The following is a 19,042-nucleotide window of genomic DNA, read 5'->3' as shown; positions in this document are numbered from 1 at the left end:
TGCTAGAACCTACGAAGAATTAGATCAAGCTATCACAAATGCCCTAGATGCAGTGACTAAAAAAGACATTATTGGATGGTTTACTCACTGTTGTTACTATATTGCACCCAACTGAGAACCGCTATATATGGCATCAGGTTTGATTTCCGAATTTACCTGTGTTGGTGGAAAAATTCAGGAGTCAGAAGGAGACAGTGCCGTGGTGAAGCAGTCCGGTCTTGGGGGTTTCCCCAGGAGGAACTGCTGAAAAGATTTTCCACACCAGCTGCTACAACGCCTTCGGGTGACGCTCCTGCGTAGCTATTGCTGCGCTAACGCCACATTGCTTATGCCAGGAAAGCCCTCTACCGCAACGCGCTGACTCGACTTGAGGCAACTGTCGTCAACTACCCTTCAGAATCCAGAATATAGGGTAAATCAAGGTTTTTCTAGACTATGTGTCATTATAATGTGACCACTTCTGACTGCTGTATTCTGAATACTTACTTCTATTGCTTAGTTTGAATTTGATGAATCAAATCCTTAAAATATTGCCAGTTATCTGCTTCAACTATTGGTTGCCAAATTGATTCAATTACAGGTCTAAGAAGTACAGTCTGAGGATTGTGCTGAGATAAATTCTTGGCTATATTTTCCATCTCATCTAAATCAAAATGATTTAAGATTTTATGGTAGAGTATGCACCAACTATCAAAAATTCCTGAAGTCTCTGCGGTTGGTAAAATTTCTGAATTGTTGAGTATAGAAGCTGGGTCATCTCGCCATTTAGCAGAAAAAGTCCGAGCCATTTCAAAGAAAAATAGATGATAACCAACTTGACTTTCTTTGAGGAATTTTATTGTTAATTCTAAAAGCTCATCGGCTTCGGGATGTTTCAACTCCTCAAAACCTAACTTCTTCAACATTAAACGGCGATATTCTGCACCATAATAATCATCAAAGCTGGCTAATCCTGCTTGCAAATCAGCTATGTCAATAATTGCCTTTAATGGTTCTTGTAACATTTCTAAATTCCATTGGCAAATGCTGGGTTGATGACCGTAACAATAGCGTTTGTAATAGTCGAAATATGCAGCAGTAAAATAGGGGTCGTAGGTAGGGATAAAAGCATAAGGGCCATAGTCAAAGCTTTCCCCTGTAATCGACATATTGTCAGTATTCAGCACACCATGACAAAAACCTGCGACCATCCACTGCGCCACTAGTTCAGCCACACGCTTGACTAACTCTGCATAAAATACGGCGTATTTATCTGTGTGGTTGACTAAGTGGCGATAGTAATATTCAATTACATGGTCTAATAGCTTTTGAGTTAAATCAGGACGCTGTAAATAATGAAAACGTTCAAAAGTACCAAAGCGAATGTGAGAACTACTCATTCTCACCATAACTGAGGAACGGGTGGGGGAAGGTTCATCACCACGCCACAAAGATAAACCAGTTTCAATCATGCTGAAACAGCGTGAGGTACGCACTCCCATTTGATGTAAGGCTTCGGCTGCTAACACTTCCCGCACCCCGCCTTTGAGTGTCAGCATTCCGTCGCCACCACGAGAGTAAGGTGTTCTACCAGAACCTTTAGTCCCGAAATCGTATAATTCGCCATTAGTAGCGCGGACTTGACCGTAGAGAAAGCCTCTACCATCACCTAGTTGCGGGTTATAAGTACCAAATTGATAACCGTGATAGCGCAGTGCTAATAGAGGTTTGCGTCCTTGAAATTTGCCAAAGGCAGTAGTAAAATCCTCATCGGTCACGGCTGGAGGATTTAGCCCTAAGTCAGATAACAGTGCATCATTCCGCCAGCGCAAAATATGTTGGGGAAATTCCTCTGCTGCTACTTCGTCGTAGTAATCATCACCCAAAGATTCTAAGGCTGGTTCATAGTTGAGGGTGAGCAAAGGATTAAGAGAATTTTCTTGGTTGGGAGTTTCAGCCAGAGTCATTACGCGCCAATTTAAAAGGATTATTCTCTTCATCGTACCTCTGACATCGGCAGAGGGTGTTATGAAACAGAATTCAGAAGTCAGGAGTCAGAATTAAGAATGGAATTTTGCATGACTGACGGATAAATCAACTGGTGTCAGACCCCTAGCAAATTTAAAATTTGGTTGTCTTCAATTAGTGGAGGGTCTTTTTCTCCCACAGACTGCATTCTGACTTATGAATTCTTCTTCAATTTGTTGCTTTGAGAACTGCACGCAGACCAAAATGATCGGATGGATAGATTTTCCCAGCTGTACCTGCAACTGGTTCACAAGCAAACAAGTCAATTGACTGTGGTTGCCAATTATGGTTTTGACTCCGCAGTAAAATGCGATCGAGCCTCACTGGTATTCCTTGTAAACTCATCAATGCGGCTAAGGCGTTGCGTTGGGGGTCAAATGTGTAACCTGGTGTATGGGGGTTGAGTTGTTGCCAGATATCAATATATTCAGCACTGGTTAATATCTCTTCTTGTTCGTTACCGCGCGTGTTGAAGTCACCAGCTATTAAGCTACTTCCGGGTAGGGTTTGGAGATATGCAAGTATGGTGGTTAGCTGATGTTGGCGTTTTTCTAGGGCATTTTGAGAGCGATCGCTTGTTAAATGCACGACGGTAATATGCAATAATTGACCATTAATTTCACAACTTCCTACTAATACCCGTTTGCGTCCCCAAAATTGATGCTCTACTAGTGTAAAAGGCAGACGCGATAATAATAAATTACCGTAAGGTCGTACGGTTACGGCTGTGCTGGATTCAGAAATGTAATACTTTTGTACCCAAGTTTGTGATAGAAGCAACTCTAGTAAAGTTGGTGTTGCTTCTTGAATAGCGATAATATCGGCATTACATTGATTTAACTGCTCAATAATTGCGGGTAATCTTTTTTCAGTAGCGATTTTATCTTTTTCGTAGAGGTCACAAAGCACATTAAAACTAGCGATTGTCAAAGTTGTTAAATTGACGGTGGTAGCTTTTTGTGTATATGGTTGCCAACCTGAGATATCGTATTTATAAACGGGTAGCGGCGTAAATATTTGTTGTGCTGATTTTGACATCTGCGCTTTTTCCCGATTATCTATAGACTAAAAGTAATACTTAGCATAAGTAATTATCAATTATTTCAATTAGATTTTATTTTGAAGACAAAATATATGATTTAGACAATCGTATACATAGTAAATTATTTATGGTTAGTCGCAGAAATCAAGTTTTTTCCACTGCATCATTGTAGAAAGTTAATTGTTATCATCAATAACCTCCCATATATTGCCATTATTCGTTGACTTTGCCGCCCATAATAAATTTTTACTTATATGATCAATCTAATATTTATTTAAGAATTATGATTGGATAGTTAACCAATTTGACGTTAAAACCTGTAAACTAAGTTTCAACGAATTAAGTGATCCCCCAAGGAAACCCTGAAACCCAAGCAATTATTTCTAGTTAGTTATCTTGGCCTTTGATTAGGAATAATCGGTTTAAGGTAACTAGTTTGAATATAACTCGAAATTATTTTGTAATGACCACAAGCGAAATTGTATTCGACTTGCGTTAATTGTCATGCTTAAAAAATTTTAAATTCACTTTTGAGGAGACATAATATGACAGAATTTTTTAACCAAATTTCACGGCGCAAATTTATCGTTACAGCTGGGGCTTCTGCAAGTGCAGTATTTCTTAAAGGCTGTTTAGGAAACCCTCCAGAAAACCTGACTGGTGGAAGTTCTCAGTCTGCGCCAACTGCTCAAACTGTGGCGAATATTAGCCCAGACCAAGCACCAGAAACAGATACAGTCAAGTTAGGATATATACCCATTGTTGAGGCAGCCCCTTTAATTATTGCTAAAGAGAAAGGCTTTTTTGCTAAGTATGGCATGACCAAAGTTGACCTTTCTAAGCAAGCTTCTTGGGGTTCTGCAAGGGATAACGTTGAAATTGGTTCTGCGGGTGGTGGGATTGATGGTGGACAATGGCAAATGCCCATGCCACATTTAATTACCGAAGGTTTAATTACTAAGGGTAATCAAAAAATCCCGATGTATGTGTTGGCGCAGTTGGTGACACATGGAAACGGGATTGCGATCGCTAGTAAACACGCTGGTAAAATTAGCCTGGAAGTTGCTAATGCTAAGTCTTTATTCAAAGAACTCAAATCTTCTACACCATTCACAGCTGCATTCACCTTCCCCCACGTTAACCAAGATTTGTGGATTCGTTATTGGTTAGCTGCTGGTGGTTTAGACCCCGATGCAGATGTCAAACTCCTCACTGTACCTGCGGCGCAAACTGTCGCTAACATGAAAACCGGGACAATGGATGCGTTCAGCACCGGCGACCCCTGGCCTTATCGCATTGTCCAAGATAAAATTGGTTTTATGGCGGCGTTAACCGCAGAGATTTGGAAAAATCACCCAGAAGAATATTTAGCCATCCGCGCTGACTGGGTTGATAAAAATCCCAAAGCCACAAAAGCAATTTTAAAAGGCATTATGGAGGCGCAACAGTGGTTGGATAACTTTGACAACCGCAAAGAAGCTGCTGCAATTCTCGCTGGTAGAAATTATTTCAACTTACCTACACCCGAAATTTTAGCAGACCCATATCAAGGTAAATATGACATGGGTGATGGTCGGAAAATTGACGATAAATCAATGGCTGCTTATTACTGGAAAGATGGCAAAGGTAGCGTGTCTTATCCCTACAAGAGTCATGATTTGTGGTTCATCACTGAAAACGTGCGTTGGGGATTCTTACCCAAAGATTACCTCGCCAATAATGCAGCGAAGGCCAAAGAACTGATTAATAAAGTTAACCGCGAAGATATTTGGAAAGAAGCAGCAAAAGAAGCAGGTATCGCGGCGGCTGATATTCCCTCAAGCACATCTCGCGGCGTAGAAGAATTTTTTGATGGCGTGAAATTTGACCCTGAAAATCCCGAAGCATATCTCAAGAGCCTCAAGGTTAAAAAAGTGAGTGTTTAGTCATTAGTCATTAGTCATTAGTTAATTGAGAGAAAAATCATGACAATTGCACAGAAAAGACCAAGTAGCCCCAGGTTAGATAATAGTTTTATCTCGCAACTGCAAAAACAATTGCCGAATATCGTACCACCTGCGATCGCAATTTTAATCTTCCTCGGACTGTGGCAATTATTTGCTTGGCTTCCTGGTGCCACATTGCCAGGGCCAATTCAAGTCGTGCAAGATACCTGGGTACTCATTTTTTGGCCTTTCTATGACAGAGGCGGTATTGATAAAGGTCTGTTCTGGCAAATTTTAGCTAGTTTGCAACGGGTGGCTATTAGTTACACATTAGCGGCGGTGGTTGGTATTGGTTTGGGCATTTTAATTGGTGTGAATCAAACCATGTCCAAAGCTTTAGACCCACTGTTTCAACTATTAAGAACTGTACCTCCTTTGGCTTGGGTTCCCATTTCCTTAGCAGCATTGCGCCAAAACGAACCAGCAGCATTATTCGTAATTTTCATCACCGCAATTTGGCCAATCTTAATTAACACTGCGGTTGGTGTAACTCAAATTCCCCAAGATTACAACAACGTTGCTAAAGTTCTGCAACTCAGCCGTAAAGAATACTTCTTTAACATTTTGATTCCGGCTGCTTTACCTTACATCTTCACTGGCTTAAGAATTGCGATTGGTTTGGCTTGGTTAGCGATTATCGCGGCAGAAATCGTTATGTCTGGTATCGTTGGCATTGGCTTCTTTATCTGGGATGCTTACCAAAATAACGACGTGAGTGAAGTAATTTTGGCTCTGGTTTATATCGGTGTCGTTGGTTTATTACTCGACAAATTCATGGCTTGGTTACAGAACCTGATTTTACCAGCAGAACAAAAGTAAGAAGGCAGGAGGCAGAAGGCAGGAGGCAGGAGGAAAGAATAATTTATATTCCTCCTATCTCTTCCACTCCCTACTCCCCACTCCCGACTCTCTATTTCACACTTCAGACTTTATACTTCAGACTTTAAAGCCATGTCAGTATTTGTTGCTGTTGATCAAATTGATAAGGTATTTAATTTAAGTGGCGGCGGTCAATATATTGCTTTAAAAGGTATTGACCTACAAATTAAAAAAGGTGAGTTTGTTTCTTTAATTGGTCACTCTGGTTGCGGTAAATCCACATTATTAAATATGATTGCGGGTTTGGATTTGCCGACTGATGGTGTGGTGACGCTGCAAGGACAAAAAATCACCAAGCCAGGGCCAGACCGGATGGTGGTATTCCAAAATTATTCGCTGTTACCTTGGCGGACAGTGAGAGAAAATATTGCCTTGGCGGTAGACTCGGTAATGAATGGTTTACCTGCGGCAGAACGCAAGGCAATTGTTGAAAAACATATAGATATGGTAGGTTTGCGTCCCCACGCCGACAAACAGCCAGGAATGTTATCGGGGGGACAGAAACAACGGGTAGCGATCGCACGCGCCTTGGCAATCCGTCCTAAACTATTACTGTTAGATGAACCCTTTGGAGCGTTAGATGCTCTAACACGGGGTAACTTACAAGAACAGTTAATGCAAATCTGCGAAGAAAATGAAGTCACTGCGGTAATGGTGACTCACGACGTAGATGAAGCTGTGCTGTTGTCTGACAGAATTGTCATGTTGACCAACGGCCCCGAATCGAAAATTGGCGACATCTTAGAAGTAGATATCCCCCGTCCCCGTAAACGGATGGAAGTTGTCGAACACCCAAGCTACTACAGCTTGCGGAGTGAGATGATTTACTTCCTCAACCAGCAAAAACGCATTAAGAAAATTCGGGCGCGGAAAACAGCCGCCATTTCTCGCCACGGTTTAGAAAAAGTTAACTTAGAAATTGGCTTCCTACCCCTCACCGCCTGCGCCCCCCTCGCTGTCGCCAAAGAAAAAGGTTTCTTTGCCAAGCATGGTTTAGATGAAGTTAACTTAGTCCGGGAAACTAGCTGGCGGGGTATTGTAGATGGTATCACTGGTGGTTATATAGATGCAGCCCAAATGCCTTCCGGGATGCCCATGTGGTTAACCTTGGGCGGGTATAAAAACCAACCCCTGCCCGTTGTTACCGCCCTCACTATGACCCGCAATGGTAACGCCATTACCTTAGCCAAACGCTTTTATGATGAAGGTGTCCGCACCTTATCAGACTTCAAAAATTACTTACTCCGCACCCGCGAACAACGCCACACAATGGGCGTAGTCCATCCCGCCTCCATGCACAATATGTTGCTACGTTATTGGTTGGCGGCTGGTGGTATTGACCCAGATACGGATGTGGATATGCACATTATTCCACCCGCCCAGATGGTCGCTGACTTGCAAAACAAGAGTATTGACGGTTACTGTGTGGGTGAACCTTGGAATTACCGCGCCGCCGTGGAAAATGTCGGCTTTACCATCGCCACAGACTTAGAAGTTTGGTTAGGACACCCCGGTAAAGTTCTCGGTGTGCGGGAAGATTGGGCAGAAATGTATCCTAACACCCATATTGCTTTAACCAAAGCGTTGTTAGAAGCTTGCCAATACTGTGCAGATCCCCAAAACACCGAAGAAGTTAGAAGAATTGTGGCGGGAAGAGATTACGTCAGCACTGATTTAGACTACATCCAGCTAGAAGACCCGAATAACCTGACTTGTGACTTAGACCATCCCTTACGGGACTACGCCCACCACCAGTTTTACTCTGAGTCGGCTATTAACCGCCCCAGCCGCACAGAACAAATTTGGATTATGACTCAGTTGGCGCGTTGGGGTGATACTCCCTTCCCCAGAAATTGGGTAGAAGTTGTGGAACGAATTTGTCGGGTGCGCGTTTTCAGTACTGCCGCCAGGGAATTAGGTTTAGATATCAGCTACACTCGCCAACCCATTCAATTATTTGATGGTACTCCCTTTAACGCTGATGATCCTATTGCCTACCTCAACAGCTTGCACATTAAACGCGACTTTTCCATTGCTGAAGTTATTCTTGATTCACCCACTAGAAGAGTTGCGTAACTGACAGTTGAGCCTCTGAGCTTGAACGATGAACCTCAGAACCTCATCGTTGAACATAAAAGGTTCAACAATGAGCCTCAAAAATTAAACGATGAACCTTGGATCTTCATCGTTGAGGATAAAAGGTTGAATGATGAGCCTTGGAACTTCATCGTTGAAGATAAAAGGTTCATTCACCAAGCTCAGAACCTCATCGTCGAACCTCAAAGGTTAAACAATGAACCTCAAAACCTCATCGTTGAAGATAAAAGGTTCATTCACCAAGTTCTGAACTTCATCGTTGAAGATCCCCCCGCCTACGGCGACCCCTTTAAAAAGGGGGTAATCAAAAAAGATGATTAGCCCCCCTTTTTAAGGGGGGTTGGGGGGATCAAACAAAAATTAAAACGTCACGCTACATTCCCCCCAACCTACTTCACCCTTCACCCCTCATTCCCCGCCATGCAAAACCGCAATTTGTCCACCGTCACCAGTACTTCTAGAAAACCCTTACCAACATTGACAGATAACAGCAGAGCTTTCCTCGAAATTAGAGATGTCAGCAAAGTTTACCCCACGAAGAAAGGCCCCTTTACTGTACTAGATGGGGTGAATCTCCAGGTAAACCAAGGTGAATTTATTTGTGTGATTGGTCACTCTGGTTGTGGCAAGTCTACACTGCTCAACATGGTGTCTGGTTTTAACTTTCCCACAACTGGGCAAGTTTTACTGGAAGGTCAACCCATCACCAAACCAGGCCCAGACCGGATGGTTGTGTTTCAAAACTACGCCCTGTTACCTTGGCGGACTGCGTTTGAAAATATCTACTTAGCGGTGAATGCAGTTTACCCCAACAAAATGGAAGCGGAAAAAAGAGCAATTGTCCGTGATCATTTGGCTATGGTGGGGCTGGCTGACGCAATGGAGAAAAAGCCAATGCAAATGTCTGGCGGGATGAGACAGCGCGTTTCCATTGCGCGGGCTTTGGCAATTCGTCCCAAGGTGCTGATTTTAGATGAACCTTTCGGGGCGTTAGATGCGATTACTAAAGAAGAATTACAAGAAGAACTGCTGAAAATTTGGAATGATAACCGTTGCACAGTGTTAATGATTACCCATGATATTGATGAGGCGTTATTTTTAGCAGACAAATTAGTGATGATGACCAATGGCCCTCACGCAAAAATTGGTGAAGTCATGGAAATTCCTTTTTCTCGGCCCCGCGATCGCGCCCGCATCATGGAAGATCCACAATATTACAAGCTGCGTAACTATGCCTTAGACTTCCTCTTCAACCGTTTTGCTCACGATGATGTGGGTTAAGAGTTTCTCCCGACGACAAAGGTTAGCTATATAGCAAAAGATAAAGGGTAAGTTATTTTACCTTTTATCTTTTGCTTTCTTTTTTATCTTTGAAGAGAGAATGCAGTGGTTCGACTACGCTCACCAACCGGTTCGACTGCGCGGTAATCGAGCGAAGCGATGCACTGAGCTTGTCGAAGTGTCGAGATTCACCAACCGGAGTAATTGTAGAGACGGTGTATACAAAATCTCTAGAAATTTGGGATCAAAATTCAGCACAAATTGTTTACATATAAACTAAAGGCCGAAATTCATCATAAATTCTATACAGTGGCAGGTTGAAATTACACCTCTGACTCCTGACTTCTTCTTTACCCCGTTATTACCGCCAAATACTTATGTTTTCAGCATTTGATCCATCTTTAGCGAGTGCCAGAATTGACAAGTTTTGGAAACTATCTGCCAGATTTGGACAAGAGGATAGTGCAAAAAGTATTTACTTAAATGAAATTGTCAGCGATCGCTATACTCTGGTGAATGGTCTGCAAATACTCCGAGATGAATTACAATTTGCTGGGGCGAGTATTTCGGATTTAAAAGCTTGTGCGGCCGATTTGAGTTTACCCAGTGTTGTCACCACATTGGCATATACTAACTGTGGCGATCGCATTCACCAAGGCGAGTCAACCAGAACTTATCGTGATGTGGTTGCTTCCCGCTTTGCCACTTTATCAGAAATTGGTGAGTTAAAAACAGAGACGTTTTTCCCCACTGGTGGCGGTACTGATGATGGCGCAACCTTAGCCCACGTTACCATCGCCCATCAATTAGATGAAACTTGGCGTAGCCAAATTTATGCAGGTAATCCCCAATCTTTTATTCTGGCTGCCCTTGATTTAAAAACCCATGTCGGACGTTTAGATTTAGGCGAACAACTCATCTACGGCAAAACCCAAGAATCTTTGTGGCGCGAACCTCGTGCGGCTTGTGGGGCGATTGTCGGCGCACTGACACATTTCAATCCCCGCAACATCGTCCATCAACGCCTACGCCGTGACATCGGCGAGGAAAATTACGAGTTTCTCTCATTCCAGAAGATTTTAGCTGACGATGGTACAGATATTACAATGGCTGTGGCAGCTGCGATCGTCGCTATTCGCGGACTGGAAAAAACGGCCATAGCTTTAGGCAAAGAAATGGATGAAAGAGGGATGGCGCATCTCACCGCTACAACTACCGTCAATCTCCCCTTCCGTGATGACCCAGTAATTTATTTAGCCAGGGCAACTGTATTTAATGGTTTAATTCGTATCCAAGGTTTAGGTGCCGATGCCAGTAAATACAGTGGTAAAATCATTCATCATCTGAATGAAAAACATTTGCAGCTAATTTACGATGACCTCGACAACGAAAACTTGGCGATCGAAGAAATTCCTTACAGAATCCGAAAACCCGTTGTAGAAACTCATAACCAAGAGTTGGATATTACTGTTTTAGATTTGGGGAGTGAGGAATCGGTAGTTGAGAATGGGGTGTAAGAAATACATTTCGGTTAAAATTTTTAACACCCTTTTTAATGGGATTTGATAAACCTCTTGCATAAATCAGATTGTTTTTATAGCATTTCCTAGTCTATATAGCAGGAGACAGGAGGGAAAGTCTTACTATGCCTGGCGTTCAAGTTTTCAAATTGCCCTAACATATCTGACTACCGCTATAGATGTACAAATTCATCTGTTGTCATCTGCGTTTATCTGCGGTTAATTATTATTGCTTATAGCTCACTAGGATAAGAACCGCTATATCTACACCAATGAAATTTCAATTTAAAAAACCTGCACGCCAGCAACGACAGCGTTCACAACCCATTGTCCACCTCAAGTATCGCAATGGGAATGTTGAGATTATGGGTTTAGGTGTTTGGCACTCCTATTGGCGCGATCCCTACCATTTACTCTTGACAATTCCCTGGTCTGGATTTGTACTAGTAATTTTTGTTTTTTATGTAGCTATTAATACCCTATTTGCTTTGGCGTATTTATTAGGCGGAGATTGCATTGCTAATGCCCGTCCTGGGTCTTTTTTAGATGTTTTTTTCTTTAGTGTGCAAACTCTGGCATCTATTGGTTACGGGGCAATGTATCCCAAGACAAATTATGCCAATATTATTGTGACAATTGAGGCGATCGCAGGTGTGATGGGAATTGCCATGATGACGGGGTTGGCCTTTGCGCGGTTTTCTCGGCCAACAGCCCGTGTCATTTTTAGCCGTGTGGCTGTCATTGTTCCCTATGAACAAGCCCCTACTCTCATGTTTCGCAGCGCCAACCAGCGACGTAATTTAATTTTGGAAGCGCAGATGCGGGTTTATCTAATGCGTGATGAAATTACCGCCGAAGGTGAGTTTATGCGACGCATTTATGACCTCAAACTTGTACGACAGCAAACCCCTGGCTTTGCCTTAAGTTGGTCAGTTATGCACGTCATTGATGAATCTAGTCCTTTATATGGTGTGACACCCGAATCTTTAAGTCAAGCCAATAGTGTATTGATGATCTCTTTAACAGGCATTGATGAAACAGTGGCACAAGTTGTTCATGCACGTCATAGCTATGGGACTAATGAGATTTTATGGAATCATCGATTTGTCGATATCCTGCATCACACATCTGAGGGACATCGTTACATCGACTACAACCATTTCCATGATGTTTTACCGTTGGAGTAAAGCCGAGTGCTATGGGTTTCAACCCAGAGGAACAAAAAGCTTTTATTAAAAGTGATGTATTATTGTTGAGGATTATTGCTACTAAATGCCTCTTTGGTAATTTCTAGTTGTTTTTTTGCACTTTTTAATTGTTTCCACAAAGTCTTAATTTGCTGGTAAGCTTCTTCTGGTGAAAGTTTACCGTTAGTTTGCAAGTTACTAATGTAGCTAACTCTTTGAGCAAATTCTTGTAGACTCGCGTTAAAGAGTAGGTATTCTGGTTTGAATTGACCGTAATAACAACTGCGAGGATAAAGAAAATCAGAGAGATTGGAGAGAAAGTCTGATTGCTCTGCCATAATTCTTTAAATTTTGCGAATTTAATAAAAACCAGTAGTTGAGAAACTTTAGCACATATTGTGTAAAGACAAAGTAAGCACAGATACAGGTATTTGGAATTGTTAGACGGTGCTAACTATCTCTAGAATTTGAGAGTAAAATGGTGTACTTCACTCAAGATTTACTGTCTATCTAACAGAGTATTTAGCGTCTATTATGCAATTTGTCTCAGTTAGAGACGATTTCAGACAAATACCCGACTTCGTTGAGAAGCCGGGTATCTAGTGGGATAGAACCCTAAAAATATTTTTTAGATTTAATTAGAAGCTGCGCTTTCTGCTACATTACCAATGAGTTGTTCTAGGGTACGGAGTAGTTCTTGTTCGTTGTAAGGTTTAGAAAAATAGGCTCTAGCACCTAGCTGCATTGCTAGTTGTTTATGTTTATCGCTACTGCGGGAAGTCAGCATAGCAACGGGGATATTTTTAAAATCACCATTGTTTTTGACTTTGCCTAAAAATCCATACCCGTCAAGGCGTGGCATTTCAATATCACAAATGACGGCGGCAATTTGCAAACCTGTTTCGAGTTTTTCTAAAGCGTCTTGACCATCTTTTGCTTGTTCTACTTGATAGCCACCTTTTTCTAGAGTCAGTGCTAAGAAACGGCGGACATTAATGGAGTCATCAATGATTAAAATCTTGCCTTTGGGTTTGGCTGGTAAGGCTGCGAGTTTTTCACTGTCAACGAACAGGAATGGTGTTTTTAATCTGACAGCGGGTAATTGATTGTTTTTCGGGGTATTTTGATTGGTAGCAATCCAATAGAGTAATTCATTCGCACTGACTAATGCCACGACTCGGCCATCACCAAGAATTGTGCAGTTACTAAAGCCTTCTGGTAAAGGTATATTTCCTTCAACTTGACGGATAGCAACTTCTTGTTCACCCCAACAACGGTCTACTTGAATGGCGACGGTTTGATTGTTACCTTTAACGATTAAGACACTGCTGGCGTTAATAGCGGCGGGAGTTTCCAGTTCAGGACTGTCGTAGCGGGGACAATTAAATTGCAGATATTGTCCTAGGCGAATCAATGGCAGCATTGTACCTTGCCAGTTGAGGACTTCGCTACCTCCCATTGAGATGATGCGATCGCTTTGGAGTAAAAATATTTCGGATACCACATCGGTGGGAAATGCCAGCAATATTTTACCCGTTTCGACTAACAGCACTCTTGCTACAGATAAGGTAAACGGTACTGATAAGGTGAAAGTCGTACCAACGCCGGGTTCAGTATCAACTGTAATATCGCCACGCACTAGTTTCAGGTTGTTGCGTACCACATCCATCCCTACACCACGGCCAGATAAGGCGGTGACTTTTTCGGAGGTACTAAACCCTGGTTCAAAGATTAGCGATAGTAGTTCATCATCACTAGCACTTTCTAATAGTGAACTATCTAACCCCATTGTTAAGGCACGGGAACGGATTTTTTCTAAAGAGATTCCGCGTCCATCATCGCGCATACTAATAATAGTCCGATTGCTGCGATGAATGGCGTGAATTTCGATTAATCCTTGTTCTGGTTTACCTAAGTTGCGGCGGGTGGCTGGTTCTTCAATGCCATGATCAAAAGCATTTCTTAATAAGTGCATTAAGGGGTCATTTAATGCTTCTAAAATGCTGCGTTCAATTAAAGTATTGCCACCTTCAATTTTTAGCTGGACATTCTTGCCATACTCGACATTTAAGTCGCGGATGGCTCTGGGAAACCGCTCAACTAACTCGGAGATTGGCCGCATCCGCACTTGATTGAGTTTGGTTTGTAATTGCTTGGATGTTTTGTTTAATTTGCGAGCAATTTGGTCAGCATCATCGACACTTAATTGAATGTCGGTGGAGACTTCTTGCACTTGAACAATTGTTTCGGCGATATCTTGCGATCGCAAATGAATTTCTTGGAGAGAGTTATGAGTAGTGGATAATTGCTGAGTCACCGAAGTTTGCTCAACGGGGGGAACCCCCGCACGCAACTTCTCGCTGATTGCTGAGGAGCCAGCCGCGTGGGCGGGTTCCCCGACTTGAGCGGACTGGCGTTGCTGAGTATCTGTTTCTGAACCGTTATTTTGCCGGATACTAGCTGATAGCACGCGGTTATATGCTATGCGTAATTCTTGATTTTCCCGATCCAGATTCTGCACTCGCTGTCCGAGATTGCGTGAGAGGTTACGTAATTTTTCAAGTTGCGAATGCAGACCATTTCTCTGCACAATTAGTTCACTAAATAAATCATTAATTTGTTCTAGTTGTCTGCTAGGAACTCGGACTGTATTTTCAGCATGTTCGCGGTCTTTATTAGGAGTAATTGGTTCATTTTTATGTTCAGCAATAAGATTGTTGATTTCCGGCAGATTGACAGCAGAAATCTCTGCCTCTAAAGGTATCAAATTACTGGTGACTATTTCAGGTTCTGGGTGAATTATGGGTGTTTCGACAAATTCTATTTCTGGGTAAATGCCGTTATCTGTAGCCAAGAATTGAGCGATCGCATCTGCGGTTGACAGTGGCGCGGTTTGATTATAAGTTGTGGAAGTAGTTGGTATTTCACTCAACTCAATGGCTCTAGGTAGACTGTCGAGTTGATTGGTTAAAACTAAAGCTTGCGATCGCCGCCATGTTTGCAATGCAATTTGAGCAATGCCTGAGATGCGTTCTGGTGCCGCAGATTCGATAGTTTGTTTAATAGAATCACACAATTGGCTAAAGGCTGACAATTGCAGCATTTCTCCTAAACCGCCTAATTCAGCGGCCATAATAGCCACTTCTTCTTGCAAACAAGGTTGTTGACTATCAGCCAAAACAGATTCTAAACGTTGCAAACAACCTTCGACTTCGGTTTCAAATAATAAAGGAATAATATTCTGCCCATCTTCTGGGGACAACATTGTTGTCGCATCTTCGGGAGTAGGATCACCCAAACGTTGATGTAGTTCATCAAAAATTGGATAACAAAAACTTGTTAACCATTCTTCTTCTATAGCACTTTGAGTTGAGAGTAAGTCGACAATTTGCCGCATCCAATCAATTGCCGAAAGCAATAAACTTTGCAATTGTTGGTCAATTTCTAGAGAAGTTTTGTGGGTTTTTAAAACTTTAAAAGCATCTTCTAAACGGTGTGCTAAATCACTTAACACCCGAAATCCCATCATTGCTGCACCACCTTTAATGGAGTGGGCAGCCCGGAGTGCGCCATTAATTTTTTCTAAATCTATGCGATGGCTGGTATCAATTTCCAGCAAGACTCCCTCCAAGGTATTGAGGTAATCTGTCGCTTCTTCCAGAAATTGCATCTGGATTTCTAATTCTTTATCTTGTGACATTGTTTTTAATAATTATTTATTGGTCATTAGTCACTTGTCATTTGTCATTCGTAAACAAAGAACAAATGACAAATGACAAAATCAATTCACTTTAAAAGTCTCAACAGTCTCTTGCAACTTATGAGAAATCTCAACAGTTTGTTTGAGAGATTGGCAAACAGAGCTAGAAGAATCTCTGGTACGCTGAGAAATGGCAGCGATTTCTTTCATTAACAAGCTCACCGTTTGCGATGTTTGCACTTGAGATGCGGTTGCAGAAGAAATAGACTGTACTAAAGAATCAATTTGACGAGAAACATCAAAAATCTGACCGAGATTTTGTTTGGCTTCTTCCACTACCCGCGCACCTTCACCAACTTGGGTAGTACCAATTTCTATCGCCTGCACAACGGCGCTAGTTTCCCGTTGAATGTTCTCGACAATTTGTTCAATTTCTTGGGTGGCTGCGGCGCTACGGGCGGCTAACTCACCTACTTCTTCGGCTACCACAGCAAAACCTTGTCCTTCTTCACCAGCACGGGCGGCTTCGATACCTGCGTTGATGGCGAGTAAGTTGGTTTGCATCGCAATTTGATTAATTAAAGAAACGACGCGAGAAATTTGTTGGGAAGACTCGCCTAAACGTTTGACTTTCTGGGCGGTTTCGCCGACAGTTTCCCGCAGAGACAGAATATTCTGCACTGTTAAATACATCGCTTCTTCACTCTTAGAAGCATTTTGGGCGGCGTTATTCGCCACGGTAGCGGCTTGTTCGGCACTATTAGCCACCGCTTGCATAGAATGAGTCATATTATCCACAGCATCTAAGGCGCGGTTAATTTCCTCGGCTTGTACCAATGCTTCGTCTGCAAGTTTGCGAATAGCTGTTTCGTTGGAACCAATGGCGGTGTTGACTTGGGTGGCGGCTTGTTTAACTTGGGTGACGATATCTCGCAGACTCTCGACAATAGAGTTGAAAAAGTCGGCTACAGTCCCAATTTCGCCATCTGTAACATCAGCGCGGACTGTTAAGTCACCTCTAGCTGCACCTTCTATATCGTTGAGTAGTTCTAAGAGTTGCAGTTGTAAGGCTTCTTGTGTGGGGCGTTCTTCTGGGGATGTGGCTTGAATTAGGGTTTTGGTGTGGTCAATTTCGGTTTGTTCGTTGACTAACACCTGCAATTTGGCAGCCATGTGATCAATATTGGCACTTAATACGCCTAACTCATCTTCTCTTTCGGAGGCGAGACGGGTGTTGAGTTCACCTTGTCCGAGTTTAGCGACGGCGGCTGTGGCATTGATGATGGGCTGTGTGGTACGTTTGGCCAACCAAGCTGCGATCGCTGCTACAATCAGTCCAATCAAGGCTGTACCAATCGTGACAATCCACAACAATTGCTGTTGTGTACCATATAAAATTGCCGCATCATTGGTGAGTAATACTTGCCAATTTAAATCAGATAAACCTGCAATTTTGGGTGCTGGGACGTAACTAATTAATTGCCGTTTAGGATGGTTGCGGGGAACGGTTGTGAGTGTAGCAAGATTATTGGTGGCGAGAATTTTGGCTAAACCAGGATACTCAGCTTTTGCTTCTTTGCCTAATAATTCTGGGCGTGAACTTAAGAAAACTTTGCCAGAATTATCTACTAAAACATATTGATAACCATTAACAGTATAGTTTTTGATGGTTTCGGCTAAAGCTTTGGTGGGCAGACTGGTTCTCACTATGCCTAAAGTTTTGCCTGTGATGCTATTTTTAATTGGGGCAGCAAGATAAATATCAGTAGATTTTTCTGGCTGCATAATGACAGCCGTATCTTTTAGCAGCGTCGCCTGAAAATAACTGTTGTCTTTTTGGTTATCTATTGGTTCGCCTGAAGATTGAACAATGACATTACCTTCGGTATCAAAGACAGCAATACTATTATAATTTTGATAATTGGTGAGGATTTTATCAAGTAATGCTTGCTTTTCTTGATTATTAGTCTTGCTGGTGAGGTTGCCATTGGCAAATAAAGGCGAGTTAGCCAGTATTTGAATATCTCCATACCTGTCAGACATAAAGCGGTTAATTTTTTCAGTTAAATCAACAGCTTCTGTCGTTTGAGATTGGGTAATTTGCTTGGTTAAGGATTTACTAGTTAAATGGTAGGCGATCGCACCAATGAATAAGGCTGGTATAGTACTGATGGCGATCGCTAAAATTGTTGCTTTTGTTTCTAAACTCAGCCTTTTTAACTGTCCACCTAAATTTGGCTGTGTTTCTCCATCAGAATTCGCTATCTGAGAACTAGCCTTCAGGGGTATTTTATTCGCAGAAATCTTGGTAGATGCAATTAACGAAGCACGATTTTTTCTATCACCACTCTTAGCCGTGTCAGTCTTATTAAACATTCTGAACTTCTCCTGCATAGGTACATCAAAAAATATTTAAAGCTATCCGTTACCAGATAACTTAATCACTGCGGAGAATAGAAGATTGTACAATTGCTTGTGCATCTAATGCCAGTAAAATTTCTTCTTGCTGCACAACACATCCACGCAAATAAGGAACTAAACTAGATGCTACTTGCCCAATTGGAGAATGAATTTCATCAACCAAAATTTTAGTTGTTCCTTTGATTTCTTGTACAACTAAACCTAAAAGCAGTGATTCTACCTTAATCACAATGACATTATACTGTTGCCTTCTTGTATCTATCGCTTCTAAATTGAGCATTCGGGGTAAATCAATTGCCCAAATTATCCGACTGCGCCAATTCATTAAGCCTAAAATACATCCTGGCATATTGGGCATTGGAGTTATTGCTTCTACAGGCAAAATCACAGCTTCTTGAGTGTGATTCATTGCTAATATTGCCGCCGTTTGTTGATTTAGCTGAAACTTTAAATAGCCATCTCCTAGATTATTTTGGAGAGGTTTTTCCGCAAGGATGACGTTAGGATGATTCATTGATTTAAAGCACCACTGATTTAATAGCTCTTAATAACTGTTCTCTGGTGTATGGTTTAGTCAGATACACATCTGCACCTTGTTTCATAGCCCATAATCTATCAATTTCGAGATTTTTTGAGCTACAAATAACTATGGGTAACTTTTGGGTTTCTGGATTTTTTTTCAGGGAACGGCATAACTCAAAACCACTCATTCCTGGCATAACAACATCAGTTACAATTACATCTGGTGTTTGTGCAATAGCTTGCTCTAAAGCTTCTTTTGCACCACTGGCTTTGATCACGTTATAGCCACTTTCTTTGAGATAATGGCTCATCAATTCTAGTTCGCTGGGCGAATCTTCAACAATTAAAATTGTGCCAACCAAAGTCAAACTCACTCCTCATTCTCCTTATTGTCGGAAAGA

General features: G+C 42.0%; 14 protein-coding genes. 7 read left to right on the top strand and 7 right to left on the bottom strand.

Translation table 11 applies throughout. The features are described from left to right. Window positions 1-488 precede the first annotated feature (488 nt). A complete protein-coding gene (locus H6G75_RS25685) occupies window positions 489-1,946 on the bottom strand; it encodes a YdiU family protein (protein WP_190982751.1) in 1,458 nt (485 codons plus the stop codon). Between the two features lie 229 nt (window positions 1,947-2,175). Beyond that, window positions 2,176-3,045, bottom strand: a complete 870-nt coding sequence (locus H6G75_RS25680; RefSeq protein ID WP_190982750.1) for an endonuclease/exonuclease/phosphatase family protein — start codon at window positions 3,043-3,045, stop codon at window positions 2,176-2,178. Between the two features lie 549 nt (window positions 3,046-3,594). Between H6G75_RS25680 and H6G75_RS25675 the strand changes: the two genes are divergently transcribed. The 7 genes from H6G75_RS25675 to H6G75_RS25645 all read left to right on the top strand — a co-directional run bounded on the left by H6G75_RS25675 (window position 3,595) and on the right by H6G75_RS25645 (window position 11,998). Continuing rightward, a complete protein-coding gene (locus tag H6G75_RS25675) occupies window positions 3,595-4,974 on the top strand; it encodes a CmpA/NrtA family ABC transporter substrate-binding protein (protein ID WP_190982749.1) in 1,380 nt (459 codons plus the stop codon). Window positions 4,975-5,013: 39 nt separating this feature from the next. After that, window positions 5,014-5,853, top strand: a complete 840-nt coding sequence (gene ntrB, locus H6G75_RS25670; protein WP_190982748.1) for a nitrate ABC transporter permease — start codon at window positions 5,014-5,016, stop codon at window positions 5,851-5,853. A 132-nt stretch (window positions 5,854-5,985) separates the two neighbouring features. Then, the gene (locus H6G75_RS25665; RefSeq protein ID WP_190982747.1) at window positions 5,986-7,989 is read left to right on the top strand and encodes a nitrate ABC transporter ATP-binding protein; all 2,004 of its coding nucleotides are present in this window, start codon (window positions 5,986-5,988) and stop codon (window positions 7,987-7,989) included. Between the two features lie 21 nt (window positions 7,990-8,010). Continuing rightward, entirely contained in the window at window positions 8,011-8,331 is a 321-nt protein-coding gene (locus H6G75_RS25660; RefSeq protein ID WP_190982746.1) for a hypothetical protein, read from the top strand. 99 nt (window positions 8,332-8,430) lie between these two features. After that, window positions 8,431-9,291 carry a nitrate ABC transporter ATP-binding protein gene (locus tag H6G75_RS25655; protein ID WP_190982745.1) on the top strand — a complete coding sequence of 287 codons (861 nt, stop codon included), beginning with the start codon at window positions 8,431-8,433 and terminating at the stop codon, window positions 9,289-9,291. A 377-nt stretch (window positions 9,292-9,668) separates the two neighbouring features. After that, on the top strand, window positions 9,669-10,808 hold the full coding sequence (locus tag H6G75_RS25650) for a hypothetical protein (RefSeq protein ID WP_190982744.1): 1,140 nt from the start codon (window positions 9,669-9,671) through the stop codon (window positions 10,806-10,808). 275 nt (window positions 10,809-11,083) lie between these two features. Continuing rightward, window positions 11,084-11,998, top strand: coding sequence for an ion channel (locus H6G75_RS25645; protein ID WP_190982743.1), 915 nt, complete (start codon window positions 11,084-11,086; stop codon window positions 11,996-11,998). A gap of 59 nt (window positions 11,999-12,057) precedes the next feature. Here the strand turns inward: H6G75_RS25645 and H6G75_RS25640 are convergent, their stop codons facing one another. From H6G75_RS25640 to H6G75_RS25620, 5 genes are all read right to left on the bottom strand, one after another. Further along, window positions 12,058-12,336, bottom strand: a complete 279-nt coding sequence (locus H6G75_RS25640) for a hypothetical protein (RefSeq protein ID WP_190982742.1) — start codon at window positions 12,334-12,336, stop codon at window positions 12,058-12,060. A 296-nt stretch (window positions 12,337-12,632) separates the two neighbouring features. Beyond that, the gene (locus H6G75_RS25635; RefSeq protein WP_190982741.1) at window positions 12,633-15,698 is read right to left on the bottom strand and encodes a hybrid sensor histidine kinase/response regulator; all 3,066 of its coding nucleotides are present in this window, start codon (window positions 15,696-15,698) and stop codon (window positions 12,633-12,635) included. A gap of 81 nt (window positions 15,699-15,779) precedes the next feature. Continuing rightward, window positions 15,780-18,074 (bottom strand): methyl-accepting chemotaxis protein, encoded by a 2,295-nt coding sequence (locus H6G75_RS25630; RefSeq protein WP_190982740.1) that lies wholly within the window; start codon window positions 18,072-18,074, stop codon window positions 15,780-15,782. Between the two features lie 61 nt (window positions 18,075-18,135). Continuing rightward, on the bottom strand, window positions 18,136-18,633 hold the full coding sequence (locus H6G75_RS25625) for a chemotaxis protein CheW (protein WP_190982739.1): 498 nt from the start codon (window positions 18,631-18,633) through the stop codon (window positions 18,136-18,138). Window positions 18,634-18,637: 4 nt separating this feature from the next. Further along, window positions 18,638-19,015 (bottom strand): PleD family two-component system response regulator, encoded by a 378-nt coding sequence (locus H6G75_RS25620; protein WP_190982738.1) that lies wholly within the window; start codon window positions 19,013-19,015, stop codon window positions 18,638-18,640. Between the last annotated feature and the right edge of the window lie 27 nt (window positions 19,016-19,042).

Source organism: Nostoc sp. FACHB-280 (genome assembly GCF_014697615.1).
In the GTDB taxonomy this organism is placed as follows: Bacteria; Cyanobacteriota; Cyanobacteriia; order Cyanobacteriales; family Nostocaceae; genus Nostoc_B.
Note: the sequence above shows the minus strand (reverse complement) of the source record. Positions and strands in the feature narration are given on the sequence as shown.

Coding starts and splice junctions, on each gene's coding strand:
- H6G75_RS25685 (WP_190982751.1), bottom strand. CDS start 1,946: ATGACTCTGGCTGAAACTCCCAACCAAGAAAATTCTCTTAATCCTTTG.
- H6G75_RS25680 (WP_190982750.1), bottom strand. CDS start 3,045: ATGTCAAAATCAGCACAACAAATATTTACGCCGCTACCCGTTTATAAA.
- H6G75_RS25675 (WP_190982749.1), top strand. CDS start 3,595: ATGACAGAATTTTTTAACCAAATTTCACGGCGCAAATTTATCGTTACA.
- ntrB (WP_190982748.1), top strand. CDS start 5,014: ATGACAATTGCACAGAAAAGACCAAGTAGCCCCAGGTTAGATAATAGT.
- H6G75_RS25665 (WP_190982747.1), top strand. CDS start 5,986: ATGTCAGTATTTGTTGCTGTTGATCAAATTGATAAGGTATTTAATTTA.
- H6G75_RS25655 (WP_190982745.1), top strand. CDS start 8,431: ATGCAAAACCGCAATTTGTCCACCGTCACCAGTACTTCTAGAAAACCC.
- H6G75_RS25650 (WP_190982744.1), top strand. CDS start 9,669: ATGTTTTCAGCATTTGATCCATCTTTAGCGAGTGCCAGAATTGACAAG.
- H6G75_RS25645 (WP_190982743.1), top strand. CDS start 11,084: ATGAAATTTCAATTTAAAAAACCTGCACGCCAGCAACGACAGCGTTCA.
- H6G75_RS25640 (WP_190982742.1), bottom strand. CDS start 12,336: ATGGCAGAGCAATCAGACTTTCTCTCCAATCTCTCTGATTTTCTTTAT.
- H6G75_RS25635 (WP_190982741.1), bottom strand. CDS start 15,698: ATGTCACAAGATAAAGAATTAGAAATCCAGATGCAATTTCTGGAAGAA.
- H6G75_RS25630 (WP_190982740.1), bottom strand. CDS start 18,074: ATGTTTAATAAGACTGACACGGCTAAGAGTGGTGATAGAAAAAATCGT.
- H6G75_RS25625 (WP_190982739.1), bottom strand. CDS start 18,633: ATGAATCATCCTAACGTCATCCTTGCGGAAAAACCTCTCCAAAATAAT.